This window comes from Pseudomonas fluorescens, from assembly GCF_002022275.1.
GTDB classification, from domain to species: Bacteria; Pseudomonadota; Gammaproteobacteria; order Pseudomonadales; family Pseudomonadaceae; genus Aquipseudomonas; species Aquipseudomonas fluorescens_AJ.
The window spans coordinates 41677-66118 of record NZ_MSDF01000028.1; the positions used below are offsets into that span (position 1 = coordinate 41677).

At 59.7% G+C, this 24442-nt stretch carries 21 protein-coding genes and 2 pseudogenes; 15 read left to right on the forward strand and 8 right to left on the reverse strand.

Annotation, left to right across the window (positions count from 1 at the left end):
• Positions 1–66: 66 nt before the first annotated feature.
• The 5 genes from BFW87_RS21585 to BFW87_RS21605 all read left to right on the forward strand — a co-directional run bounded on the left by BFW87_RS21585 (position 67) and on the right by BFW87_RS21605 (position 5106).
• Entirely contained in the window at positions 67–2472 is a 2406-nt protein-coding gene (locus tag BFW87_RS21585) for a TonB-dependent siderophore receptor (protein WP_078741743.1), read from the forward strand.
• 327 nt (positions 2473–2799) lie between these two features.
• Positions 2800–3570: a hypothetical protein gene (locus tag BFW87_RS21590; protein WP_139372466.1), complete on the forward strand. Its 771-nt coding sequence runs from the start codon at positions 2800–2802 to the stop codon at positions 3568–3570.
• Between the two features lie 151 nt (positions 3571–3721).
• Entirely contained in the window at positions 3722–4024 is a 303-nt protein-coding gene (locus tag BFW87_RS32345; RefSeq protein WP_254865923.1) for a hypothetical protein, read from the forward strand.
• Between the two features lie 175 nt (positions 4025–4199).
• The gene (locus BFW87_RS21600; RefSeq protein WP_078741746.1) at positions 4200–4556 is read left to right on the forward strand and encodes a hypothetical protein; all 357 of its coding nucleotides are present in this window, start codon (positions 4200–4202) and stop codon (positions 4554–4556) included.
• 1 nt (position 4557) lies between these two features.
• On the forward strand, positions 4558–5106 hold the full coding sequence (locus tag BFW87_RS21605; protein ID WP_078741747.1) for a type III secretion effector protein: 549 nt from the start codon (positions 4558–4560) through the stop codon (positions 5104–5106).
• Between the two features lie 24 nt (positions 5107–5130).
• On the opposite strand, the gene BFW87_RS21610 is transcribed toward BFW87_RS21605, so the two are convergent.
• Positions 5131–6282: an MFS transporter gene (locus BFW87_RS21610; RefSeq protein ID WP_078741748.1), complete on the reverse strand. Its 1152-nt coding sequence runs from the start codon at positions 6280–6282 to the stop codon at positions 5131–5133.
• A gap of 346 nt (positions 6283–6628) precedes the next feature.
• Here BFW87_RS21610 and BFW87_RS21615 point away from each other — a divergent pair, with 346 nt between their 5' ends.
• From BFW87_RS21615 to BFW87_RS21635, 5 genes are all read left to right on the forward strand, one after another.
• Positions 6629–7606 (forward strand): diaminopimelate epimerase, encoded by a 978-nt coding sequence (locus BFW87_RS21615; RefSeq protein WP_078741749.1) that lies wholly within the window; start codon positions 6629–6631, stop codon positions 7604–7606.
• A 302-nt stretch (positions 7607–7908) separates the two neighbouring features.
• On the forward strand, positions 7909–9927 hold the full coding sequence (gene tssI / locus BFW87_RS21620) for a type VI secretion system tip protein TssI/VgrG (protein ID WP_078741750.1): 2019 nt from the start codon (positions 7909–7911) through the stop codon (positions 9925–9927).
• A complete protein-coding gene (locus BFW87_RS21625; protein WP_078741751.1) occupies positions 9927–10751 on the forward strand; it encodes a DUF4123 domain-containing protein in 825 nt (274 codons plus the stop codon). Before tssI ends, BFW87_RS21625 begins: the two co-directional genes overlap by 1 nt.
• Positions 10748–11527: a hypothetical protein gene (locus tag BFW87_RS21630; protein WP_078741752.1), complete on the forward strand. Its 780-nt coding sequence runs from the start codon at positions 10748–10750 to the stop codon at positions 11525–11527. The genes BFW87_RS21625 and BFW87_RS21630 overlap by 4 nt, the downstream gene beginning before the upstream one ends.
• 14 nt (positions 11528–11541) lie before the next feature.
• Complete coding sequence (locus BFW87_RS21635; RefSeq protein WP_078741753.1) at positions 11542–13698, forward strand: lipase family protein; 2157 nt, start codon at positions 11542–11544, stop codon at positions 13696–13698.
• Positions 13699–13707: 9 nt separating this feature from the next.
• On the opposite strand, the gene codA is transcribed toward BFW87_RS21635, so the two are convergent.
• The 5 genes from codA to BFW87_RS21660 all read right to left on the reverse strand — a co-directional run bounded on the left by codA (position 13708) and on the right by BFW87_RS21660 (position 17675).
• Positions 13708–14943: a cytosine deaminase gene (gene codA, locus BFW87_RS21640; RefSeq protein ID WP_078741754.1), complete on the reverse strand. Its 1236-nt coding sequence runs from the start codon at positions 14941–14943 to the stop codon at positions 13708–13710.
• A 46-nt stretch (positions 14944–14989) separates the two neighbouring features.
• Entirely contained in the window at positions 14990–15613 is a 624-nt protein-coding gene (locus BFW87_RS21645) for an NUDIX hydrolase (protein WP_078741755.1), read from the reverse strand.
• 2 nt (positions 15614–15615) lie between these two features.
• Positions 15616–16071: a GNAT family N-acetyltransferase gene (locus tag BFW87_RS21650; RefSeq protein WP_078741756.1), complete on the reverse strand. Its 456-nt coding sequence runs from the start codon at positions 16069–16071 to the stop codon at positions 15616–15618.
• Between the two features lie 91 nt (positions 16072–16162).
• A complete protein-coding gene (gene queD, locus BFW87_RS21655) occupies positions 16163–16519 on the reverse strand; it encodes a 6-carboxytetrahydropterin synthase QueD (protein WP_003190259.1) in 357 nt (118 codons plus the stop codon).
• A 76-nt stretch (positions 16520–16595) separates the two neighbouring features.
• Positions 16596–17675 carry a patatin-like phospholipase family protein gene (locus BFW87_RS21660; protein WP_078741757.1) on the reverse strand — a complete coding sequence of 360 codons (1080 nt, stop codon included), beginning with the start codon at positions 17673–17675 and terminating at the stop codon, positions 16596–16598.
• Between the two features lie 159 nt (positions 17676–17834).
• On the opposite strand from BFW87_RS21660, the gene BFW87_RS21665 reads away from it, so the two are divergent.
• Genes BFW87_RS21665 through BFW87_RS21680 form a run of 4 tightly spaced genes read left to right on the forward strand, consistent with a single transcriptional unit; the run spans position 17835 to position 20429 of the window.
• Positions 17835–18137 carry a PepSY domain-containing protein gene (locus BFW87_RS21665; RefSeq protein WP_078741758.1) on the forward strand — a complete coding sequence of 101 codons (303 nt, stop codon included), beginning with the start codon at positions 17835–17837 and terminating at the stop codon, positions 18135–18137.
• On the forward strand, positions 18137–18451 hold the full coding sequence (locus BFW87_RS21670) for a PepSY domain-containing protein (protein ID WP_078741759.1): 315 nt from the start codon (positions 18137–18139) through the stop codon (positions 18449–18451). Before BFW87_RS21665 ends, BFW87_RS21670 begins: the two co-directional genes overlap by 1 nt.
• A complete protein-coding gene (locus BFW87_RS21675) occupies positions 18451–19119 on the forward strand; it encodes a response regulator transcription factor (protein ID WP_078741760.1) in 669 nt (222 codons plus the stop codon). Before BFW87_RS21670 ends, BFW87_RS21675 begins: the two co-directional genes overlap by 1 nt.
• Positions 19116–20429 (forward strand): sensor histidine kinase, encoded by a 1314-nt coding sequence (locus tag BFW87_RS21680; protein WP_078741761.1) that lies wholly within the window; start codon positions 19116–19118, stop codon positions 20427–20429. Before BFW87_RS21675 ends, BFW87_RS21680 begins: the two co-directional genes overlap by 4 nt.
• 132 nt (positions 20430–20561) lie before the next feature.
• Here BFW87_RS21680 and BFW87_RS32645 read toward each other — a convergent pair.
• Together BFW87_RS32645 and BFW87_RS32650 are read right to left on the reverse strand one after the other, a co-directional pair.
• Positions 20562–21071: pseudogene (locus BFW87_RS32645) on the reverse strand (methyl-accepting chemotaxis protein); the annotation flags it as partial.
• Positions 21072–21419: 348 nt separating this feature from the next.
• Positions 21420–22709: pseudogene (locus BFW87_RS32650) on the reverse strand (HAMP domain-containing protein); the annotation flags it as partial.
• Positions 22710–23054: 345 nt separating this feature from the next.
• On the opposite strand from BFW87_RS32650, the gene BFW87_RS21690 reads away from it, so the two are divergent.
• On the forward strand, positions 23055–24374 hold the full coding sequence (locus tag BFW87_RS21690) for a Na+/H+ antiporter family protein (protein WP_176159800.1): 1320 nt from the start codon (positions 23055–23057) through the stop codon (positions 24372–24374).
• Positions 24375–24442 lie beyond the last annotated feature (68 nt).

A 24442-nucleotide genomic window follows, 5' to 3' on the forward strand; every position in this document is an offset into this window, starting at 1 on the left:
TCCTGCAACTGCAACTGGTTTGCATTAACAGCCGCACACTCTTGCGATCACAGGACTGGGTTCGACGTGAAAAAACTGGCCGTCTACAACAACAAAATCTCCCGCTGGGCGCCTCTGGCGCTGGCGCTTGCCGTCAGCGCCGCGCTGCCTGCGGCCTATGCTGACGACGGTATCCATATCCGCGCACAGCCTTTGGGCGCCGCGCTGAGCCAACTGGGCCAGCAGACGTCCCTGCAAGTGTTCTTCAGCCCGGACATGGTCGCAGGCAAACAAGCGCCTGCGGTGGACGGCAACCTGTCGCCTGAACAAGCCCTGCGCCAGTTGCTGCAAGGCAGCGGCCTGGACTACCAGATCGACGCCGGCTCTGTGACCCTGCGCCCGCTGAGCAGCGGTACCGGTGAAGCCGGTTCGCCGCTGCAGTTGGGTGTGACTGACGTGAAGGTGGTCGGCGACTGGCTGGGTGATGCCAACGCTGCCGTAGTGCAAAACCACCCCGGCGCGCGTACGGTGATCCGTCGCGAAGCCATGGTGGAGCAGGGCGCAATGAACGTCGGCGACGTGTTGCGCCGTGTGCCGGGCGTGCAGGTGCAGGAAGCCAACGGCACCGGCGGCAGTGATATTTCCCTGAACGTCGGCGTGCGTGGCCTGACCTCACGCCTGTCGCCGCGCTCCACCGTGCTGATTGACGGCGTACCGGCTGCGTTTGCCCCGTATGGCCAGCCACAGCTGTCGATGGCGCCGATTTCCGCCGGCAACCTGGACAGCATCGACGTGGTGCGCGGCGCCGGTTCCGTGCGTTATGGGCCGCAGAACGTGGGCGGTGTGATCAACTTCGTGACCCGTGCGATCCCCGAGAAATTCTCCGGCGAAGTCGGTACGACCTTGCAAACCGCAGAACACGGTGGCTGGAAACACGTCGACAACGCCTTTTTGGGTGGCACGGCCGACAACGGTATCGGCGTCGCCTTGCTCTACACCGGCGTGAACGGTAACGGCTACCGCGAGAGCAACACCTCCAACGACATCGACGACGTGATCCTAAAGACCCATTGGGCGCCGACCGATCAAGACGATTTCAGCCTGAACTTCCATTACTACGACGCCAGCGCCGACATGCCGGGTGGCCTGACGCAAAAGCAGTTCGACGCCAACCCGTACCAGTCGGTGCGTGATTGGGACAACTTCAGTGGCCGTCGCAAGGATGTGTCCTTCAAGTACATCCGCCAGATTGATGATCGTACCCAGGCCGAAGTGCTGACCTACTACATCGATAGTTTCCGTGGCAGCAACATTGCCAACCGCGACCTGAAGACTATCGGCTCCTATCCGCGCAGCTACTACACGTTTGGCATCGAGCCGCGGGTGTCCCATGTGTTCGACCTGGGGCCGAGCACCCAGGAAGTCAGCCTGGGTTACCGTTACCTGAAGGAAGGCATGCATGAGCAAGCCAGCAGCCTGAACCTGGTCAACAACGTGCCGACGCCGGGTGGCCAGAACGATGGTCACGTTTATCAGGACCGTACCGGTGGCACCGTAGCCAACGCGTTCTATATCGACAACAAGATTGATATCGGCAAATGGACCATCACGCCCGGCATCCGTTTTGAAAACATCGAAACCAATTGGCATGATCGCCCGGTGGTTGCGCTGAACGGTGTGCGCACCGTGGAGAAAAACCGCAAGATCACCAGCAACGAGCCGTTGCCTGCGTTGAGCGTGATGTACCACATTTCCGATGCCTGGAAAGTGTTCGCCAACTACGAGAACTCGTTCGGCAGCCTGCAGTACGCACAGATCGGGCAGGGCGGCCGGGTCAACCAGACGGCCGACGGCCTGAACCCGGAAAAAGCCAAGACTTACGAGATCGGTACCCGCTACAACAACAGCGTCTGGGGCGGCGAAGTGACGTTGTTCTACATCGACTTCTCGGATGAGTTGCAATACGTCAGCAACGATGTGGGCTGGACCAACCTCGGCGCGACCAAGCATCAGGGTATCGAGACGTCGGCCCACTACGATCTGTCAAACCTGGACCCACGCCTGGACGGCCTGACTGCCAGTGCCGGTTTCACCTACACCAAGGCGACCGCCGAGGGTGATGTTCCGTTCAAGGGCCGCGACCTGCCGCTTTACTCCCGTGAAGTGGCGACCGCGGGCTTGCGTTATGACATCAACCACTGGACCCATAATCTGGATGTTTATGCCCAGTCCGGCCAGCGTGCGCCGGGTACCGGCACCACCTATATCACCCAGGGCACTGCCGATGGCCAATACGGCGACATCCCCGGTTACGTTTCGGTCAACGTGCGCAGTGGCTACGATTTCGGTGAGAAACTTTCGAACTTGAAGGTGGGCGTGGGCGTGAAAAACGTCTTCGACCAACAGCACTATACCCGCTCCAGTGACAACAACGCGGGCTTGTACCTGGGCGAACCACGTACGTTCTTCGTGCAGGCGAGTGTCGGTTTCTAACCTGTTGCCCAGACGAAAAATCGCAGCCCTTGGGCTGCGATTTTTTTTGGCTGTTTCCTACACCCCTCCGCCAACTTTCCGTTCAGCCAGGAACTCATTCCGATAGGCCTGCCACTCAGGGAGAAACCTGATTGCCCTCGATATTAGCGTGGAGCAGAAGGTTGTAGATCAACCCCCTTTGCATTGGAGACACCTATGTCGGTATCGGCTCTCGACACACCTGTATCTGCCTTACCCACTACTGATACCTCACCGCTGAACCCCAAGCCCGAAGCCAAGGCGAGCCGTCACGCGCCTGCGTCGCTGAACTTCAACAGCCAAAGCGCGGTGAACGTCAATTTCAACTCGAACGGCAATAATGCCGGACCGGTGTTTGGAGACCAGCAGCGACCGGCTGATCGTCACGGTCATCACCATCATGCTCACCACCACACCCCTGCAATGAAGCCTCCGAGCCCGCAATTGGGGTTTTGGCAGCAGTTGCAGCAGTTGCTGAGCCAGTGGTTTGGCGGGCAGCGGCCACCCACGGATTACTCGACAAAAAATGATGATCAACTGGGGCAGGCCCTGCTGAAGAACTTCAAGGCGTTCACCGGTTCCAGTGCTTCGAAAACAATGCACCGCAGCGCAATTGAATCCATGGCGCAAAAACCGCTGGGCAACAACGCTGCCATGAATGAAAACATTCTGCTCGCCAAAGAGCTTTTGCGGCGCCCCGATGTACTCACTGCTTTTGATCGCGCCGCCGGGACCGGCGCAGTGAACGGATGGATCGACAAAGGCCAGATGGAACAGCTCATCCAGGACAAAAACCCGCTGAAATACAAGAGTGACAAGCAAGTAGCTCAGGAACTGCTCACTCATTTCGATCAATTGAAAGGCTGCTGCGCAAAGCCTGAACTGAAAATCGACGACCTGAAAGAATTGGCCAGCCGGTCTGTGCCGAGCAACTCGCCCATGCGTCACCTGGTCGAGTTGGCTAAAGTCGCCGTCGCGCGTGGCGAGTTGATGACACAGATGGACAATCTGCTGAGCACTCAGAATGACAAGAGCATCAGCAAACGTGCGCTCGAAGTACTGTCTTCCCAGCTGAAATAACGGCGAGCACCCGGGCGCTGCAAAAAAATGGCAGCGCCTTGTGCCTCCGATGGCTTCGGGAACTGTTCGTTCACCGTCGCCACTCACGGTAAACACCTGCGCGACTGTATTCGTAGTGGTCGCCTTTCAGACGTTGAGTCAGGGCCAAGACATGACAGTGACTTCGTTTCAATCTCGCCAGACCACCGACAGCGCGGCTTTTTCCGGGGTACATGACGGTGGTGAAATCTCCCGGAAAACGCTCTCGGATGCTCTCTCGAAGGGGTACGCTGAAGAAGCTCGACGCATCAAAGCTTTCGTGGGGCAACGCCACTTTCAACCGCCCGTCGCAGGGGATTTTGCCCGTGGCATGCTGGCATCCGCTGATTCAGATCTGGCGTCACGATCCGAGCCGGCATGGGCGGCATTGATCAACAGATTGCTGGCCCGCTGGCGTGGTCAACGGCCTGGTTAAAGCGGCGTCGCGGCTTTTTACATGCTGTTATTGCTATTCCTTCGCTACCCGGAACCATCGCGTGCAGCCAGCCACATATCGTTTGCCGGTCGTCTTGCAATCCATTCGATGATTCAAGGCCGTTCGGTGATGGCCTTCAGGCCGGTGCAGATTTGGAAAGGGTGGGAGAGGCGATATGAAAACTGAAAGTGCAATACCACGTGGGCAGCCTACGGTCATCGGTGCGCAGAAGGTCAATTGGACTTCGCCATCGCCAAGCGTTCCGCCATACCGTGAGGAGCAAAGCGTTGCGCAGGATGTACCGGCGCGACGTGCAGTCCAGTGGCGGGGAGGGTTGTCCTCGCTACGCCATCAGGCATTGCAGAACGCGCCGGTTGTTCGAGCGGACGCGACCCCTCCGGGCTTGAACTCCACCGATAGACAATTGGTGGATGAGTTGAAAAAGTATTTTGATGAGCTGAGCCCGCAGGACGGACGACTGGTGCAATCGTCTCTGAGCCAGTTTGCCGCTCAAATGCTGCCGGGAGAATAACGTGCGGGAGCGTTTGATTCTGGTGGTGCGGGAAATTCTCAAGCGTCCACTGTTGAACGACACCATCATTGATCACGAAGGGTATATCACCCGTGACAGCCTGAGCGCGGCCGCTGTGAGTTCGCGACGCAACAGCTCACCGGGCACGTTCAGCCAGGATCCTTTTCATGGTCAGGGCAATGCAGCGGTCGTTCAGGCGCTGCAGGGCTATTTCAAGCAGTTGCGGGACAAGTACAAGGATCGCCCCGGTTTTTTTGAAACCCATGAATACCTGGAGATTGCGCTGCTCCACGCCGTGATGAGTGATCCTGATGACACCGATTTGCTGGGAATGCCCATTCTGGAGCCCACCACCGGGCTGCCCCGCAAAAAATACACGGAACACTGTGTGTACACCGCCAAAAATATCGTTGAACGCCCAGGCTTGTTAAGGTCGTTGGAGCGAGTCAATCAGAGGCGCCTGTTGAACCGCCCCAGGCACACAGGCTGGCTGTGCAATAAAAGCCTGGAGCGCTGGCTGGAGCAGTACGAGGTGCACAAGGCCAGGTAGGGCTCTGGCCTTCAACTCAGGCGTTTACACCTTGAGGATTTTGCCGCTGACAGCTACACCGGCCAGCAACACCGCAATCAGTACAAAGGCAGTGCTCAGGCTGCTGCCATGCGCGATAAAGCCAATCACCGCAGGCCCCGCGAGAATACCGGCATAACCCAATGTGGTGATGGCCGGCACCGCGATATGTTCCGGCATAACTTTCTGTTTGCCGACAGCGGTGTACAACACCGGCACGATATTCGAGCACCCGGCACCCACCAGGGCGTATCCCAGCAGCGCCGTTTCCCAGGCAGGCAACAGCGTTGCTATCAACATGCCCGCAGTGGCCAGTGCTCCACCGATCACGATCACACGCGTGGCACCCAGCCTCCGCACAATGGCATCACCGGTCAAGCGCCCGGCAGTCATGGTCAAGGCGAAGGCTGCATAGCCAAGGCCGGCGTAAGCCTCATTCAGGCCACGCTCGGCGCTGAGGAATACCGCGCTCCAGTCCAGCACCGCACCTTCTGCCAGAAACACAATGCAACACAGGCAGCCGATAAAAAGCACGACGCCATGGGGCATGGCAAATGCCGGTCCCGAGCTTTCACTGCCGTAGGGCAACAAGTGCGGCCCGGCCTTGAGCAGCGCCAGCAGCATGATTACGATCACTACCAGGGTTGCCTGCAACGGCGAGAAGCCCAGCCCCAACATCCCGGCCACCCCCGCAGCGCCGACGATGCCGCCCAGGCTGAACAACCCGTGAAAGCCCGACATCATGGTTTTGCCACTGGCGCGCTCAACGATCACCGCTTGCAGGTTGACCGTTGAGTCCACGGTGCCCAGGCCCGCGCCAAACAGGAACAACCCAGCCATCAACAATGGAATCGAGCTGACAGTGGCGAGCATCGGCAGGGCCAGGCAGATCATGATCGTGCCAGCCGTCAACACGCGCCGACAACCATAACGCGAGGCCAGCGCGCCTGCTACCGGCATGGCGATGATCGACCCCACCCCCAGGCACAACAGCAGCAGGCCAAGCGTGCCTTCGTTGAGTTGCGCACGCGCCTTTGCGTACGGCACCAGCGGCGCCCAGGCAGCGATGCCGAAGCCTGCGATAAAAAATGCGATGCGAGTCGACATTTGCTCCAGCCGCCCGGGAACCACGGGCGCTGGGGTGGGGATGGCAGTCATGAAAAATCCTTGGTTTTGCGTTCAACGAACGATGTCCGGCGCGACATCCTTGCATATCAGGCCGCATGGAGCGAACCCGGTTCCCTTGGGAGGGCGGGTCTGGAGGTTTGTTTTAAATAAAGGGAACGCGTTGAACGAATGGCGCCACATAGAGGCCGACGGACCTGTGGGCGGGGGTCTGGAAGGTGCGTAATGCTCGTATGAACCGATGAACCCCAGGGTTCCTGCGGTGGATTACCACCTTCCAGTCTTCCTCCCACAGGCCTGCAGTTCTGTAATACGCTTCTGCCCACGGTGTAGGTAAGTGGATGGGCAAGCCAATGATAATTCGCAGGCGGGTAGCCAGATGACCCGGTTCTACGACGCGCGGGGCAATATTTACGGGGTCGTCAGCCCGGCTTATTTGAGAAGCCGGGGCATCGACGTGCCCGATCACGCAGGCTTGGCTGCTCACGCCCGCACTGCGTGGGCGGCGTCGGCCATTGCGTCCGAATGTGGCTGGGGTGCGTTGCCGCATGCCACCGATGCCAAGGCACATCGCTGTGATGGCTTGTTGGTCGGGCCGTTTCAGTCCGCGCCGCCGTTTGACCTGCTGATCGTCAATACGGATGGCACGCTTGCCGAGCGCAGTGGCAACGGGCTGACGATTTTTGCCCAGGCGATGACTGATTCGGGCTTGATGACTCAAGGCTGCGAGTTGCGTGTGCACCACGATAAGCGTGATGCGACGTCTCCGGTCGCTACGCCAGTGGAGCCCGCGGTGGTCGATCATGTGAGCGGGTTCTGGCTGGCGCTGGGGCGCCCCGCGTTCGGGCCGGCGGCGGTAGGGGCGCAGGGTATTGATACGATTGAGCGTGCGTTCAGCCACGTGCCCGTACTGGCGCAGATCAATGCGCACTGGGCACGCAGTCAGTTTGTTCGAGTGGGAAACCCTCATTGCGTGACGCTCCTCGAGCACGTCGACGCGCTGCCTGACAATCAATCGATGCATCAAGCTGCACTGTTTGAGCGGTTGCAGGCGATTGCTTTCGCGCCACCCGCGGGGCGCGGGCAGCCCTGTGTGGCGGGCGTGAATTTGCAATGGGCTGCCCGATCCTCGGGCAATTCGGTCATTGCGCGGGTGTTTGAGCGAGGGGAGGGACCTACCGCGTCCTCGGGAACCAGCGCCAGTGCCGTGGCGTCTGCGGCTTGGCGGGCTGGCTGGGTCGAGAGCGGGGAGGTGGCTGTGGTAATGCCAGGTGGCACAGCGCCGGTATTGTTGCAAAGCGAGGGCGAAACATTGCTGAGCGTCAGCCTGTTCGGGGCTGCGCGGCTGCAAGTTTGAGTGGGTGACAACAGTTGATAGCTTGAATAAGTGTCGGCTGTTTCTTTATCGGGCAGTTAAGTTAGCAAAGTGTTCGTAGGACTTTTCTTGTTGTTTAATAGTGTTTGATTTGTCGGTTGTCATATCTTGTAAAAGCCTCTTCTGACCCCCGCGTACGAAACTTCCTTTTTGTTATTTGGAAGGCCGAATATCGCCTGGAATCGCTAAGCTTTGCGGCATTCAGGTGCTTTTCCAGTGCTCCAATCTGTATCCAGGCTGGGGGAAAACCTTTCGCTCAATGACTTGATGACAGGTAACTACGGATGGTTGACGGGTATGTTTTGTCGCGTTTTAAGTTGGTTCTTAAAACCGTAACGGATGACTTTAAGGTGCTGGCTTTCAAAGGCAGCGAAGTGCTTGATCAGCCTTATTTCATTCAACTGCAGTTAGTCAGCGAAAACCCATCCCTGGCGTTGGAAGCACTGCTTCATCAGCCTGCCTATCTGGACTTCGGCGACGCCAATACAGGGCTGCACGGTCAGGTTTACGCGATTGGCCGGGATGAGCCAAGCGCCCGGCTCACCCGATATCACCTCACGCTGGCACCCCGCCTTGCGTGCCTTGCTCACCGGTGCGACCAGCGAATTTTCCAGCACCGCAGTGTGCCGCAGATCATCGCCGAGGTCCTGGAACACCACGGCATTCTTGCCGATGCCTATGCCTTCGAGCTCGGCCCTGTGGTTTATCCGCCGCGCACATTCTGTGTGCAGTACGCGGAAACCGACCTGCACTTCATCCAGCGATTGTGTGAAGAGGAGGGTATCCACTATCACTTTCGCCACAGCACGAACAATCATCTGCTGGTGTTTGGTGATGACCAGACGGTGTTCCGGCGCTTGCCTTCGCAACGTTACTGCTCGGCGGGTGATCCGGGAATTCAGGCGCGAGTGATACGGCGTTTTGATGTGCGCCTGGAAACCCGCAGCCAGCAGACGGTACGCCGTGATCACGACTTCGAGCACCCTTCGCTGCGCCTGCACGAACAGGCTGGCAGCGCAGCGGCACACGGCCTTGAAGATTACCGCTATCCAGCGGGTTTTACCGACCGGGCACGGGGCCGGCAGCTGGCGCGCCGCAGTGTCGAACGCCATCAGTGCGACCGTTATCGAGCCTTGGGCAAGAGCGACCAGCCGGCGCTGAGCGGTGGTCATTTCCTCGAGCTGCAGGATCATCCTGACCCGGTCTGCAATGACCTGTGGTTGATTACCTCAGTGCGTCATGAAGGGTATCAGCCGCAGGTGCTGGAGGAGTCGGTGGTTGAAGAGGTTAAGTTCCAGGGATATCGCAACCGGTTTACCGCAACGCCTTGGCGCGCCGTGTATCGGCCGTCTCTCAAGCACCCCAAGCCGACAATCAACGGCACGCAGACCGCCACCGTAACGGGGCCGGCAGGTGAGGAGGTGCATTGCGATGCCTATGGCCGGGTGAAGGTGCGTTTTCATTGGGATCGCCTGGACATCACCGATGATAAAAGCAGTTGCTGGGTGCGGGTCGCGTCCGGTTGGGCGGGCGATGGCTTTGGCGCCATGCTGATTCCGCGAGTAGGCATGGAGGTACTGGTGACCTTCCTGGAGGGCGACCCCGACCGGCCGTTGATCACGGGCTGCCTGCCCAATGCATTGCAGATGCCTGCTTATCCGCTGCCGCAACACAAGACGCGCAGTGTATTGCGCAGCCGCAGTTCGCCGGGTGGCGCAGGCGCCAATGAGTTGCACCTTGAAGACCGCCGCGGCGAAGAGCTCATCTACCTGCGCGCCCAGCGTGACCTGGAGCAACAGGTGGGTCACGACAGCCGACTGGAAGTGGCCGGCGAGCGCCGTGAAGTCATCCATGGTTTGAGCACGATTCATCTGGCAGGCGAGGAACACCGTTACGTGAAGGGTGATCGCAAGGTCGTGCTCAACGCGAGCGATCACCTGACTGTGCAAGGTGATAGCCAGACCATTGTTGGCAAGTCACTGGTCATTGAGGCTGGGCAACACGTCGTCCTCAAGGCTGGCGCCAGCCTGGTGATCGACGGGGGGGCGCAACTGAGTCTCAAGGCGGGTGGCGAGCACCTGCTGATACAGGCGGGTGCCATCTTCAGTAGCAGGCCCATCCTCGTCGGAGGATCAGCGCCAGCTACCCGGTCGGTGAACCCCTCTTCCCTGGCGGACCGCCCCACGGTGTCTGCCGCGCAGGGTGCCCTCATGGCCGCCGCCCGGCAGTTGGACGCCGATTTTTGCCCGGTGTGCGAGCAATGTCGCGAAGGCCTGTGTGACCTCACCGGGAGGGCGGCTTGATGGAACGCATGCCAGACCGCTGGATGACCCGACAGCAGCAAGCAGGGCGCCGATTGTGTTTGATCATCGATGGTCACCAAGACGCGCGCGAGGCGTTGTTGGCCGTCCGCTCACTGTCACAGCACTGCAGTTTTTACAATGAAACCGCCCTGGCCGAACTGGCGACCGCTGGCCCGGTGATCCTGCTGCTGGACCAGGTGGGCGAGGCAGCACTGGCCGATCTGCTGCAATACCCGCAGTCGAACTGGGGCTGGTTGGGCAGCTTGCCCGACGACGATCTGGCAGGCGTAGCCCGACACTGGCGCGAGCGACTATTGGTCGGGCCAGCGGGCAGCCAAGCCGTCTATCGCTTCCACGATAACCGCACGTTCGCGCGGGCGTTGGCCCATCTGCCGAACGAGCATTGGCCGCCGTTCCTCGGGCCGCTGATCAGTGTGTGCTACTGGAGTGAAGACCGCTGGTGCCAGGGTGATAACCCTGCTCCCGGCGAGTATCCGGTGCCTGTTCCTGCGCCCTGGCTGAGTACCCCCAACCCCCACGCTGCGGCCATCCTCAACGCCAACATCCTGCGGTTTCTGCTGACCGAACACAGCGAGAGCCTCGCCGCGCTGGTCGAGTTTCAAGACCCCCGGATCTGGCTGAGTCAGGTACTGGAACAGGCCCGTGTGTGGCAATGGAGTGGGGCGCAGCAGCTGGAGTTTCTCGTGGTGCGCCGGCTGGAGGAGGCGACACGAAGCAGCGTGATTCAGTGGCAGCCGATACCTGGCGAAACGCCGATGGATCATTTTGAACGCGTGGTGGAACAGAACAGGGGGCAAGCATGAGCAAGCGAATGCTTGGGGTGTTGATTGTGCTGGGGGTGGGATGGCTTTCGGGGTGCTCGTTACAGCCGGTTGACCGCTTTACGCTGGAGGTGGATTTACCGGCGCATTTCGAGCTTAAAACGGCGGCCAACTACGAGCCCGCCACGGGTGAGACCTGCACCTTGCCGGCGCGTCGAGGCAAGAGACCCGAGAGGAAGTTGTTTTTTACCGAGTTCAACCCTGTGCCCAACCGGGTGAGTTACGAGCTGCCGTTAAGTGAAACCATTGAGGGGTGCCCTTCGGTACTGAGCAGTGTGGAGTTTGAGTTTTATGCGATGTGGGGCAAGCGTTACTCGGACATTGGGGGGGATCGAGCCAGCATCGGTATTCAAGATCGTTTGCCGGATGATTTCCCCGTGATGCCAGAGTCCGGCGTTCAGGAGTTTCAAGGGCAATGCCGATGGTTTTTCCGCACTGTGGGACGCTCACATGCGATCACCAAACTGTTGGGGTGCAATTCGTTGGACGAGCAGGGGGTGCCGGAAAAATATAAAGCCGGTGGTGGTGCCCAACGAGATCAATTGAAGGGGAACAAACTCAGATTGGTATTGAGGGTTATTGACGAGGAGCTACCTGCTTTTGACGACAGTTGGTTCGCTGTCCCGGGCGGTTGGAAACGTTGTCGAGGCAATAGTTTTGAAGATTTGTCTGCGTACTGCAGGGGCAATACAACAGATTTCAAACCGATAAAAATGCCGGATGGGCGCATTTGTGACGTTTATCCAACGTGCAAATAATAAGGAGCGAACTCATGAAGCAAGATGCTTGGAAGCAACCTTTTTTCAGTGAAAGCATGCCTGCGTGTGCGCTGAAAGGGCATTGGGTGAGTTTTTGCCTTGTTGATGAAACTGGCAGTGGCAAGGCCTATGGTGGCCTCCCGTACACTGTCCATGACAGTACGGGACGTCAGTACGACGGTAGACTGAACGGGGATGGGTTCGCCAAGCTGCAAGGGTTTTACTGCGGTCCGGTAGTTCTTAAGGTGGACCGGCTGTATTCCGGAGCGGAGGAGCCGTATAGCCGTTTGCGGATTCGGCAAACATATAAGCTGCCGATTACCGAGCTTCAAGTTCGAGCCGAGAAAACCAGGTTCTGTGCTGAAGATGGCCGGCGTATTGAAGGCAACCCTGCACAGTCACAAGCAGACCGGTTTTATCAAGTTGAAGTACGGGATCTGGTCCGTCATGTGGCACACCTGCCGCCGCAGTTTCCCAGAGCCCATGGCCCTCAACGGCATGCCTTGAAAATGATGGCCGACCTGGGATTCGGTCCTCCTCAACCCAGCCTGACGGGTGTCGTGTTATTTCCCAATCAACATAGCGTATTGGAAGTACGGCCTTTACGCGCCCTGCGCCCGATACTGTCCACTGACGACCAGTTTTGCGCCTTGAACCTGTACCAGTTAGCCCTGATGTCAGCCCTGAGTTACTGTGATTTTGGCCAGCAACCGCCCGAAAAACCGACTGATCAAGTGACGTTTCCACTGGCGCCTACGGTTGGAAATCTGTTTGCTGAAAAATTGTCAGGGTTTCAGGATGCCTGGCAAATTGATCCCGAACAAACGCAGCGCTTCTATCCATTGTACGAAGAGGTCCCATACTCTCGACGTTTCGAGATCTTGCCCTTCGATCCGGAATTGTATCCCCCTAATCGGTTGCAACCGAAGAAACAGCAAGAACATCCAGCGCGCCTGCATTTCTTCGATGATGAAAAGTTGGGTACTGACACTCAGGCATTCATCACTCACCATGATGAAGTCATCCTGATCTCTGTGCGAGGCACGGTCAGTCGTGCCGATATCTTGCGCGACGCAAATGCTCATCAGGTGGATTTTGCTGAAGGTGTAGGGCGGGCACATGAGGGTTTTTATCTGGCCTACCGAGCAATGCACAAATTCGTGCTGAATTACCTCAATCAATTCCATAGCGGCCAACGAATAGTCATTTGCGGGCACAGCCTTGGCGGTGCAATCGCTTTGCTTTTGGCTGAAGGACTTCGCCGAACGCCTGACCGTAACTACAACATCCTCCTCTACACCTACGGCGCCCCCCGCGCCGCCGACGCCGAATTCACCGAAGGCGCTTCATCCCTTGTCCACCACCGCATCGTCAATCACAACGACCCCGTCCCCAGCGTGCCCGCCACCTGGATGAACACCACTGCCAAGCTCTGGGTGCCTGGCGCCGTGATGCTTTTCAGTGCTCCGGGGCCCGGTGGCCTGTTGTTTGCCTCCGGGCTGGTGCGTGTCGGGGGCAACCCTTACCAGCATCACGGCGAACAACAGCACTTCATGCCAATCAAACTCCCGGACGGCGTCCGGTCCTCGGTGCTGTGGAAGCCCGGCTGCGAATCCCTCCTGGAAGCCGGTTGCAATCGCGCTGTGCAACTGCGGGGTGATATGCCCGACCGCGACAATCTGTTGAAACAGCTGTTTCAGGCCAGCGAGCACTTCATGACGGCCAGCTACATCCCGGCGGCGTGGGCAACCTTGCGACGCTGGCAGCAAACGGTGGACAACCAGGGGCCGCTGGTCACGCCCCGAGAGTTCGAGTTGATCGACCGCGCGCTTGAAACCATGACGCAACAACTGCGCGACACGAACCGTGAGCTTGAGCGCCGTCGACCACCCAACCAGCGCGACAGTCCACACGAACACAATCAGGCGTTGACTGCCGAAATCGACCGATTGCGCACCAGTCGCCAGCGCCTTGGAACCCTGCGCTGGCGCCGTCTGGAGGCACGCGATGTGTACGGCAGTCACACACATTCCACACAGCTGCAACCCAGCCTCAAACGCTGGTTCAGCCACCGTGAAAACCGCGAGTTATCGCAAGTCGCAAGTGTTCCGCCGCCGTCTCCCAGCGACTGGGGCCGGGTGCAGCCACTGGACATTGACTCGATTGTTTAGCCGCGCCCTTTACAAAAACTCCACTTGGGCCGGTTGGCGTTTCATCAGCACCTTGCCATTGCGGATCGAGTACAGCGGCAGGCCTTGGCTACGGACCACTTCGTAGTCGCTGTCTGCCGACAAGATCAACAGATTGGCTGGGCGGCCAGGCTCCAGGCCATACCTGTCACCCAGGGCCATGGCTTTGGCACTGTTATCAGTGACCAGGTCCAGGGCGTTTTGCAAGTTGCGGTAGCCCAGCATGTGGCAGATGTGCAGGCCGGCTTCGAGTACGCGCAGGATGTTGCCGTTGCCCAAGGGGTACCAGGGATCCACGATAGAATCCTGGCCGAAGCACACGTTCATGCCTGCTTCGAGCAACTCATTGACGCGGGTTACGCCGCGACGTTTCGGGAAACTGTCGAAACGACCTTGCAGGTGAATGCTTTCGGTGGGGCACGAGACAAAGCTGATGCCAGAATGCCCGAGCAGGCGAAAGAGCTTGGCGCAGTAGGCATTGTCGTAAGAACCCATGGCCGTGGTGTGGCTGGCGGTGACGCGCGCGCCCATGTGACGGCTGCGGGCTTCTTCGGCGAGGACCTCGAGAAAGCGCGAGTGTGGATCGTCGGTTTCGTCGCAGTGCACATCCACCAGGCAACCGGTGCGCTCGGCCAGATCCATGAGGAACTTGACCGAACTCACGCCCTGGTCGCGGGTGTACTCGAAATGAGGGATGCCGCCGATCACATCGGCGCCCAGGCGAATGGCTTCTTCCATCAACTCACGGCCATTGCGGTAGGACTCAATGCCTTCCTGGGGGAAGGCGACGATTTGCAGGTCGATCAGGTGCGTGGTTTGTTCGCGCACCTCCAACATGGCTTTAAGGGCCGTGAGGTCCGGGTCGGTGACGTCGACGTGGGTGCGCACGTGCTGGATGCCATGGGCGGCCAGGGCTTGTATGGTTTTCCTGGCGCGGGCCTTGGTGTCTTCGGCGGTGATGGTGGCTTTACGTTCGCCCCAGCACTCAATGCCTTCGAACAAGGTGCCGCTCATGTTCCAGCGTGGTTCGCCGGCGGTGAGGGTAGCGTCGAGGTGGATGTGCGGCTCGACGAAGGGCGGGGTTACCAGGTTGCTGGTGGCGTCCAGGTCGCCCGCCGCTAATGTCGGCGTCCCTGTTTGCAGCGTAATGCTGGCAATCCGGCCGTGTTCCAGGTGCAAATCATGCAGGCCTTCACGGTTGCGCAGGCGGGCGTTGATGATATGCATGGGCAAGTTCCTCTTGGGCAAAAAGCAATCAGGCGTTGATTTTGGATCAATCGAACTGCGTCTGGGTGGTTTCGCCGCGATGAAAGGCAAACGCAGCCTCCAGGTCACTTTCGATGGTACGTCCACGGGACAGTGGCGGCAGGTCATCCAGGCTGAAAAAGCCCACTTCGGTCGTCTCAAACCCCGCCATCGGTGCGATTTGGTCCACGCGCTCACACAGAAAGTACAGCTTGTAGAAGTCCCGCACATCCGGGCGATACAAACCCTTGGCCTTGTGAGTAACGCTATACAGCGCGCGTACCATCACGGTCAGCCCGGCTTCCTCACGGATCTCCTTGATGATGTTTTCCGCCGCCGACAAGCCTATATCGGCATAACCGCCCGGCAGTGCCCAGCAGCCATCGGTCAACTCGCGCACCAACAGAATGCGGTCGCCCTCAATCACGGCGCCGCGCACGTCGATCATCGGTGTCGAATAGCGCTTGGCAAAGTCCGTCACCAGTCCCGTGATGCGCTCCAGCGGCACATCCGCCAGTTGCGCGAGCATGCTGTGGGCAATCTCGGCAATTTCCTCAAGGCGCTCGCGCTCGAAATCATCAGTGCAAAAATGCAGCCCGGTGGAGGCCAGCGCTTGCAAGCGCTTGGCCTGGGCCAGCCAGATATTTTCCATGGTCAGTCCTGAAGGCGCTTGCTCATGTACACACGGCGCAGGCCATGTTCTTCGGCGCGATGGGTTTCTACGTAACCTCGGCGGGTGTACAGCGTGATGTTCTCCGTCATGGCTTCGTTGGTGTACAGGTGGATGGCGGGGTAGCCTGCGTCGATGGCTTGTTGTTCACCAAAGGCCATCAACCGCCGCCCGACCCCCTGGCCTTGGGCGGCAGGCGCGACGGCAAGGTTATCCAGCAAAAACATGTCGACGGTGCTCAACAACGCAATAAAGCCTTGCACCTGCCCGTCCTTGTCGAACACGTGCACTGCGCCTGCTTCGACGAGCTGGCCATAGTCTTCCAGCATCGGCCCAGGCTTGCGACCGATGCGTTCTATATAAGGCGAGTAAGCCGCCTTGACGATGGCCTCAATCGAGGCGACGTCGCCGACAGTCGCCAGGCGTATCGGAGTAGACATTGCGGAGCGCTCTTGGGGCCGGGAGTCACGACTGTAAGTGAGCCGGGCATAAAAAAACCACCGCAAGGGTGGTTTTTTTCAGCGCGCGGGATCACTCACCGCGATAGATGCAACCGCTGGTGCAGGTCTCATGAATGCGGATGGCACTGAGTTCCGGCAGCAGGGGTTTGAGCTCATTCCAGATCCACTTGGCCAGCACTTCGCTGGTCGGGTTTTCCAGGCCGGGAATGTCGTTGAGGTAGTTGTGGTCGAGGCGCTCATACAGCGGCTTGAAAATCGCCTTGATCTCCGAGAAGTCGCGAATCCAGCCGGTATGGGGATCCAGGTCGCCGCTCAGGTGGATGGCCACCTTGAACGAATGCCCATGCAGGCGCCCGCATTTATGGCCTTCCGGTACGTGGGGCAGGCGGTGGGCGGATTCGAATGTAAATTCCTTGAAGATTTCCACAGTGTTTTCAGCTCGGTCAGGTGTCTGGCAGGCGGCGAGTTTAACAGCTTGATCCCTCGCCGCGCATACCGCTCAGTCATAGCGCCTGCAAGTGTTCGCCCAATTGACCGTTATCCGCCATCCGCAGGAACTCATCGCCCAAGCGCTGGCTCTCGCTCATTGCGGTTTGCCAGTACTTGTTGCGGCTGGGGTCATCGCCCATAAAACGTTTGAAGTCGCTGCGGTCTGGCAATTTGCCATGGGGCAGGCGTGCCAAATAGTCCCTGGAGGGCGCCAGCAATAACACGTCCTGTAAGCCTTGCGGATTGCTGCGCCGCCACGGCAGCCCCTTGTCGAACCAGCCGGGGATGACCTTGTCGGTGAAGTGCGGGTACAGCACGATGTCATCGCCGTGGTAGGGCAGGTCGAGGTGGTAGTCCAACAGGCCGCCGTCGCGGTAGGTGCCGGCCCCGGCGCCCGGCAGGTCGCGAACGCCTTGCATCACCATGGGGATCGAGCCCGAGGCCAGCAGCGCCTGGCGCAGGTTGCCCAGTTCCAGATCGAGAAAGCGCGAGGGAAAGTCTGTCAGCGGATGCACCGGCGGCGGCTGGCGCGGGTCGTGGACGATCAGCCGTTCAAAATGCCGCGCCAGCCGCGCACGTCCCCGCAGGTTGTCGGCAATCACTGACGACAGGCCCAGCCCCAGCCGACCGCGATGGTCTTCGGCGAGCAGGCCATGGCTTTTAACGACCATGATGTTCAGGCGATAGTCGGGGTTGTCCAGCACCCGCGCATCGCGGCCGGCCAGCAGGTCGTCGAGCATGCGCTGGCAGCTTTGACTGACCTCGGCCATGGTCACGCCTTTGGCAAAGCGCTGTTCGTTGTACAAGCGACCGAGGTCCAGCAGGCCTTGCATCGGGTCGGGCAGGCAGGCGCTGGCAAACCGCCAGGAGCCAATGGACGCGCCGATCAGCGCGCGTTCACGGCGCGCGCGCGGCAGCCAGTCGCCGAACAGCGCCAGGTCCAGGCCCTGAATACCCAGCGCCTTGGGGCCGCCGGCAGCGCCGGGAAGGATGCCCACGTCGGCCGGTTTGAGGCCTTGCTCTCGAATGCGCGCGAAGGCGCGTTTGCCGGCCTTGAGCGTCAGCGCGGGAAACGTGATGTGGATGGCTGTCATACCGGTCTCAGTGAAAGCGAGCGGGGCATTATAGGAAAACTCGTACAGCGTTAGGTAACGAAGACTCTGGAAATTGCCATGGTGGCAATTCAGTTTCAGTTAAGTTGCGACGGTTACCGTGGCTGGCGTAGGAAAAACATTCTGAAACGGAGACTTGCCATGAAGCGCCTCACAGCGCTGGTCGCCGCCGGTATCATCGCCTCCATAGCGGCGCAGGCACGAGCAGTGGACCCCGACAAGCCGCTGAAATTACCCGGCACTGTTACAATTGTTGCTTTCGATCAACTGGATGCCACTGCCCTGGCCCTGCATCCCGGTTCGTCCTTGCAGGACACTGACCTGGATGAGGCCTACGGCCAATACCTGTATCAAGTCGAACTGGAAGATGCCGACGGCATCGAGTGGGAAGTCGAATTGGACGCGCTCACCGGGCACGTCCTCAAGAATCATCAGGATACGTAATGACGGTATATCGACGCGCCAGCGCTGTGATGGTGCTGGTGCTCCTGGCCTTTTGCTCTAGCCTGGCGGCCCGCGACCTTAACCAGGATGAAGCCTTGGCATTGCGCGAGCAGGGGGTAATCCTGCCGCTGGAGCAACTGTTGCAACAAGCCATGGCACGCTACCCCGGTTCTCGGCTGTTGGAAGCGGAGCTTGAAAAAAAGCACGGCCAATATGCGTATGAAGTGGAGCTGGTGACCACTGAGGGCGTGGTGCGCGAAATCAAACTGGATGCTACAACCGGTGTGTTGCTCAAAGATAAGGAAGACGACTGATGCGCCTGCTTCTGGTGGAAGACAACGTACCGCTGGCCGACGAGCTGTTGGCTGGCCTGCAGCGCCAGGGCTACGCTGTCGACTGGCTCGCCGATGGGCGTGACGCCGCGTATCAAGGGCGCAGCGAACCTTACGACCTGATCATCCTCGACCTGGGCCTGCCCGGTTTGCCGGGGCTGGACGTGCTGGCGCAATGGCGCGCCGCTTCCCTGGCCACCCCGGTGCTGGTCCTCACTGCCCGTGATTCCTGGGCGGAACGCATTGAAGGGCTCAAGGCCGGCGCCGATGATTACTTGAGCAAACCTTTCCACCCCGAAGAATTGCACCTGCGCATTCAGGCGCTGCTGCGCCGCTCCCATGGCCACGCCAACCAACCCACGTTACAAGCCGCCGGCCTGCACCTGGACGAAGGGCGCCAGTGCGTGTTGCGCGATGGCGCGGAGATCCAGCTGACCGCCGCCGAATTCCGCCTGCTGCGTTATTTCATGCTGCACCCCGAACAGATCCTGTCGAAAAGCCACCTGGCCGAGCATCTCTATGACGGCGAGACCGAACGCGACTCCAACGTACTGGAAGTGCACGTCAACCACTTGCGCCGCAAGTTGGGCCGCGAGGTGATTGAAACCCGGCGCGGCCAGGGTTACCGGTTTGGCGCAGGCCCTGCATGAGGTCCATTCAGCGGCGCCTGAGCCTGGGGCTGATCAGCGTGATGGTGATCGTCGGCGTGGTGTTGGCGCAAACCAGCTTGTGGTTGTTCGAGGCCGGTTTGCAGCGCTATCTGGAAGCAGGTTTGCGCAACGACAGCGAGAACCTGTTGGTGGCATTGGTCCGTGGCCCCGAGGGTTTGCAGCTGCACGAGAAGCGTTTGTCGCCGGCCTATCAGCGGCCGTTTTCCGGGCACTATTTCCGGATTGATTTTGCCGATAAACACTGGCGGTCCCGATCGTTATGGGACCAGGATCTGCCGCGCCTGCCCGAGGCCGGGATCAAGGGTAATTTGCAGCTGGGGCCGGAGGGGCAGCAGTTATTGGTATTGCGTGAGGACTACAAGCGCTTCGGCCAATCGATTTCCATCAGCGTGGCCCAGGACTACACCCCGGTGCGGGAAAGTTTCCGTCTGATGCGTCAGATCGGGCTGATTCTCGGGCTGGCGGCGCTGCTGCTGGTGCTGATCCTGCAACGGGTCACCGTACGCCGCGCCTTGCGCCCGCTGGAAACCGCACGCAATCAGATCGCCCAATTACAACAGGGCCAGCGCTCTCAGCTCGATACCCAGGTGCCGCTGGAGCTGGAGCCGCTGGTGGCGCAGATCAACCACCTGCTGGCCCATACCGAAGACAGCCTCAAACGCTCGCGCAATGCGTTGGGTAACCTGGGCCATGCGTTGAAAACGCCGCTGGCGGTGCTGCTGAGCGTGGCGTCCAGTGAACAGCTCAAGGACCATCCTGAACTGAGCAAATTGTTGCGTGATCACCTGGAACAGGTGCAACAGCGCCTCAACCGCGAGCTCAATCGTGCCCGTCTGGCGGGTGAAACCTTGCCAGGTGCACTGTTTGATTGTGAAAAAGAACTGCCCGGCCTGCTGGCCACTTTGAACATGATCCACGGTGAACACCTGGACCTGAGCTACCACGTCACCCCCGGCCTGCAATTGCCCTGGGACCGTGAGGATTTGCTGGAGCTGTTGGGCAACCTGCTGGACAACGCCTGCAAATGGGCCGATGCCGACATACGCGTGAGCATCAGCGAAACACCACACAGCTACTTGCTCACCGTCGAGGACGATGGCCCCGGCATCCCCGAAACCCAGCGCGCCCAGGTGTTCAGCCGGGGCACACGGCTGGATGAGCAGATTGCCGGCCATGGCTTGGGCCTGGGCATCGTGCGGGATATCGTCGAGGTGTGGGGCGGGGTGTTGCAGTTGCAGGAGAGTGAGCTGGGTGGGCTTAAGGCGTTGATAGAGCTGCCCAAACGCTGACACCGAGCAAGCTGTGGGCGCAGGCTTGTGTGGGAGCTGGCTTGCCTGCGATGCATGCACCTTGGTGTATCAGGCTCACCGCGGTGATGCTATCGCAGGCAAGCCAGCTCCCACAGTCTATTTCCCACAGCATCAAACCCTGAACTGATCCATCAATCCCTGCTGCTGATTCGCCAGGCTGTTCAACGCCTGGCTTACCCGTGCCGACTCATTCGCCTGCTCCGACAGCGATTCGGTCACATCCCGAATCGTCGCCACGTTGCTGTTGATCTCCTCGGCCACAGCGCTTTGCTCTTCGGCAGCACTGGCGATTTGCAGGTTCATGTCGCTGATCACCGTGACCGCATCGCCAATCTGGCGCAGGGCGGTCACCGCCTGTCCGACTTGTTCGACGCTGCCCTGGGCCTGGCGATAGCTGTTGCCCATGGAACCCACCACCTCCTCAGTGCCGCTCTGCAAGTGCTCAATCACCAGGCGGGTTTCTTCTACCGATTCCTGGGTGCGCCGCGCCAGGTTGCGCACTTCGTCGGCCACCACCGCAAAGCCACGGCCGGCCTCACCGGCGCGGGCGGCTTCGATGGCGGCGTTGAGCGCCAACAGGTTGGTCTGTTCAGCGATGCCGCGAATCACTTCCAGTACCGAACCGATTTTCTCGCTGTTGGCCGCCAAGCCTTCGACCTGGGCCATGGCGGTGCTCATATCTGCCGCCAAGTGCCCGATGTTGGTGGTGGTGCGGTCGATCACGGTCAAGCCTTCGCGGGTGGCTTTGTCGGCATCGCGGGCAGCCTGCGCGGCTTGGGCGGCGCTGCGGGCGACGTCTTGGGCGGTGGCGCTCATTTCATGGGACGCGGTGGCCACCTGATCGACCTGGCGGTATTGCTGCTCCATGCCCGCGCTGGTTTCAGTCGCAATTGCGGCGGATTGGTCGGCGGTGCCACGGGCATCCTGCACCGAGCGTTTGACCTCGGCAATGATCGGTTGCAGCTTGTCGAGGAAGCGGTTGAACCAGCCGGCCAGTTGGCCCAATTCATCCTTTTTATCGTAGGCCAGGCGCCGGGTGAGGTCGCCTTCGCCACTGGCGATGTCTTCCAGCATGCGGGCCACGCCGAGAATCGGGCGGGTTACGCTGCGTGCCATCAGCCACACCAGCATCAAACCGACCACAGCGGCCAGCAAACCCAGGCTCAGTTCCAGCACGGTGCCCTTGGTATTGTCGGCGTCCAGCGTGGCTTTCAACGCCTCGGCGGGGGCGACCAGAACCTTTTCCGGTACATCCAGCAACACGCCCCACGGCTTGCCATTCGGGATCGGTGTGAACGGCGCGAGCACCTTGAGTTGATGATCATTACGCAGGCTGCGGGTCTGGGTGCCGTTCGCCAAGGAGCTGATCAATTGCGCACCACTGGCGCTATCGACTTGATCCAGGCGTTGGCTGAGCTTGCTGGCGTCCGGGCTGTAGCCGGCCAGCACACCGGTCGGGCTCAGGATGCTGACTTGGGTCTGGCCTTCATACAGCTTGCGACTTGCCTGTTGGCTCACGGCCTGCAGGCTGTTGAGGTTGATGTCCACCGACAGCGAGGCGATGACTTTGCCATTGACCGTCAGCGGGAACACGATGCTGGTCATCAGCACGTTTTGCCCGTCGATGACGTAGAAATAGGGTTCGATCACGCAGGGCTTCAGGGTGGTGCGCGGGCAGGTGAACCACGCGTTGGCCTTTTCCCCGCTGGGGCCGATGCTGACGTCGGCCATGTCGCTTTCGGGCAGCGCCATGGCGGTCAGTTTGCCGGGTGTCGGCTGCGACCAGTACAACGCGAAACGGCCCTTGGCGTTGCTGCCCAACTCGGCTTGGTTGGCGAACAACTCATCCTTTCCGTCCAGTGCATTGGCTTCGAACACCAGCGACAAACCCAGCAGGTCAGGGTTGGCCTGCAGAGCGGCCTTGACCTGGCGGGTCAGGTCTTCTCGAGTGTCGAAGGCATCAAGGAAGCGTTTTTCCGCCTGCTCACGCAAAAACAGCACCTGGCGGGAAAAACCGTGGCCGTATTGGTAGGCGTCCATGAATTGCTGGCGAATGCCCAGCGCCTGCACTTCACCCTGAGCCTCGATGCGCGACTGGGCGGCTTCATCGAGCATCTGCATGCTGGACGCCTTGACCTGCTGCGAACTCTGTTCCATCCGGTACAACGACAGACCCACCAGCAGGGTCACGATCCCCAGCAGGCACAGGCCGGCGAGCAGGGTGATTTTCCATTGAATGGAGAGCTGTCTGACGGACATCGAGGGGCATCCTTAACCTGAAAACACAGAGAATCAGGTTATCGGCTTTGTTTGATTTTTCTTTATTCAAACGTTCAATTTAAATCTGGTCTTAGGGTGAGTGGGCTTGTTGTGGCGAGCGAGCTTGCTCGCGTTGGAGTGCGTAGCGGCCCCAAAAAGCCGACTCCAGCTGCGCTGTCGAACGGGAGCAAGCTCCCTCGCCACAGGTTTTTTGACATGCCGCCCCGCCTGCGGCACAGTGCGCGCCCTCTAATAAGACCTCCTTCCAGCCTGCACGCCGGCAGCCCACGTGGCCGCCGGGGCGCGGGCATGCCTGTTTTTATGTTTTTGCTTGAGGTAACCATGATTAACGCAGTCATCGCCGCGGTCGGCACCATGCTGGTGCTCAGCCTGTCCCGCGTGCATGTGGTCATCGCCATTATTGTCGGCGCCCTGGTGGGTGGCCTGACCGGTGGCCTGGGGATCGAGGCTACGCTCAAAGCCTTCAACGGCGGTTTGGGTGGCGGCGCGACGGTGGCGTTGTCCTACGCCTTGCTCGGCGCTTTCGCGGTGGCAATTGCCAAATCCGGCCTGGCCCACGCGTTGGCCGACAAGGCGCTGATGCTGGTGGATCGCCAGGAAGCCACCGGCGGCAGTCATGTCAAATGGCTGCTGATCGGCCTTCTTTGGGTAGTGGCGATTGCCTCGCAGAACATCCTGCCGATCCACATTGCGTTTATCCCGTTGCTGGTGCCGCCGCTGTTGTATGTGCTGACCAAGCTGCAACTGGACCGCCGTTTGATTGCCTGCGTGATGACGTTCGGCCTGATCACGCCTTATATGTTCCTGCCGGTGGGTTTCGGCAATATTTTCCTTAACCAGATCCTGCTGGCCAACGTGGCCAAGAGCGGCGTGGACATCAGCCAGGTCAACGTTACTCATGCCATGGGTTTGCCCGCACTGGGCATGGTGGTCGGCTTGCTGGTGGCGGTGTTTGTCAGCTACCGCAAAAAGCGTGTGTATGACCTGGAGAAAATCGAACGGGTCGAGCAGGTGGCGGTGCAGTACAACCCGCTGACCTTGCTGGTGGCGGGTGTGGCGATTGCCTCGGCGTTCATCATTCAGCTGTGGCTGGATTCGATGATCATCGGCGCCTTGGCCGGGTTTTTGATCTTTTCGGTGTCGGGGATTGTGCGCTGGCGGGAGACGGATGACCTGTTCACCGAGGGCATGAAGATGATGGCGATGATTGGTTTCATCATGATCGCTTCGTCGGGTTTTGCCGAGGTGCTCAAGGCCACTGGCGACGTGCGCTCATTGGTGGAAACGTCGGCGGCGTTTATCGGGCATAGCCGTGGCGTGGGCGCGTTGTTGATGTTGTTGGTGGGGTTGTTGGTGACTATGGGGATTGGGTCGTCGTTTTCGACGGTGCCGATTCTTGCGGCGATTTTTGTGCCGTTGTGTGTGCAGTTGGGGTTTAGTCCGCTGGCTATTGTGTGCATCGTGGGTACGGCGGGGGCGCTGGGGGATGCGGGGTCGCCGGCTTCGGATTCGACGCTGGGGCCGACTTCCGGGCTGAATATTGACGGGCAGCATCACCATATCTGGGACACGGTGGTGCCGACGTTTTTGCATTACAACATTCCGTTGTTGGCGTTTGGGTGGTTGGCGGCTATGACGCTTTGATTGTTTGGTTGGGTGGGGGGGGTGTACATATCCGTTGCTGCGGTAACGGCTGATATTGGTTCCGCTCT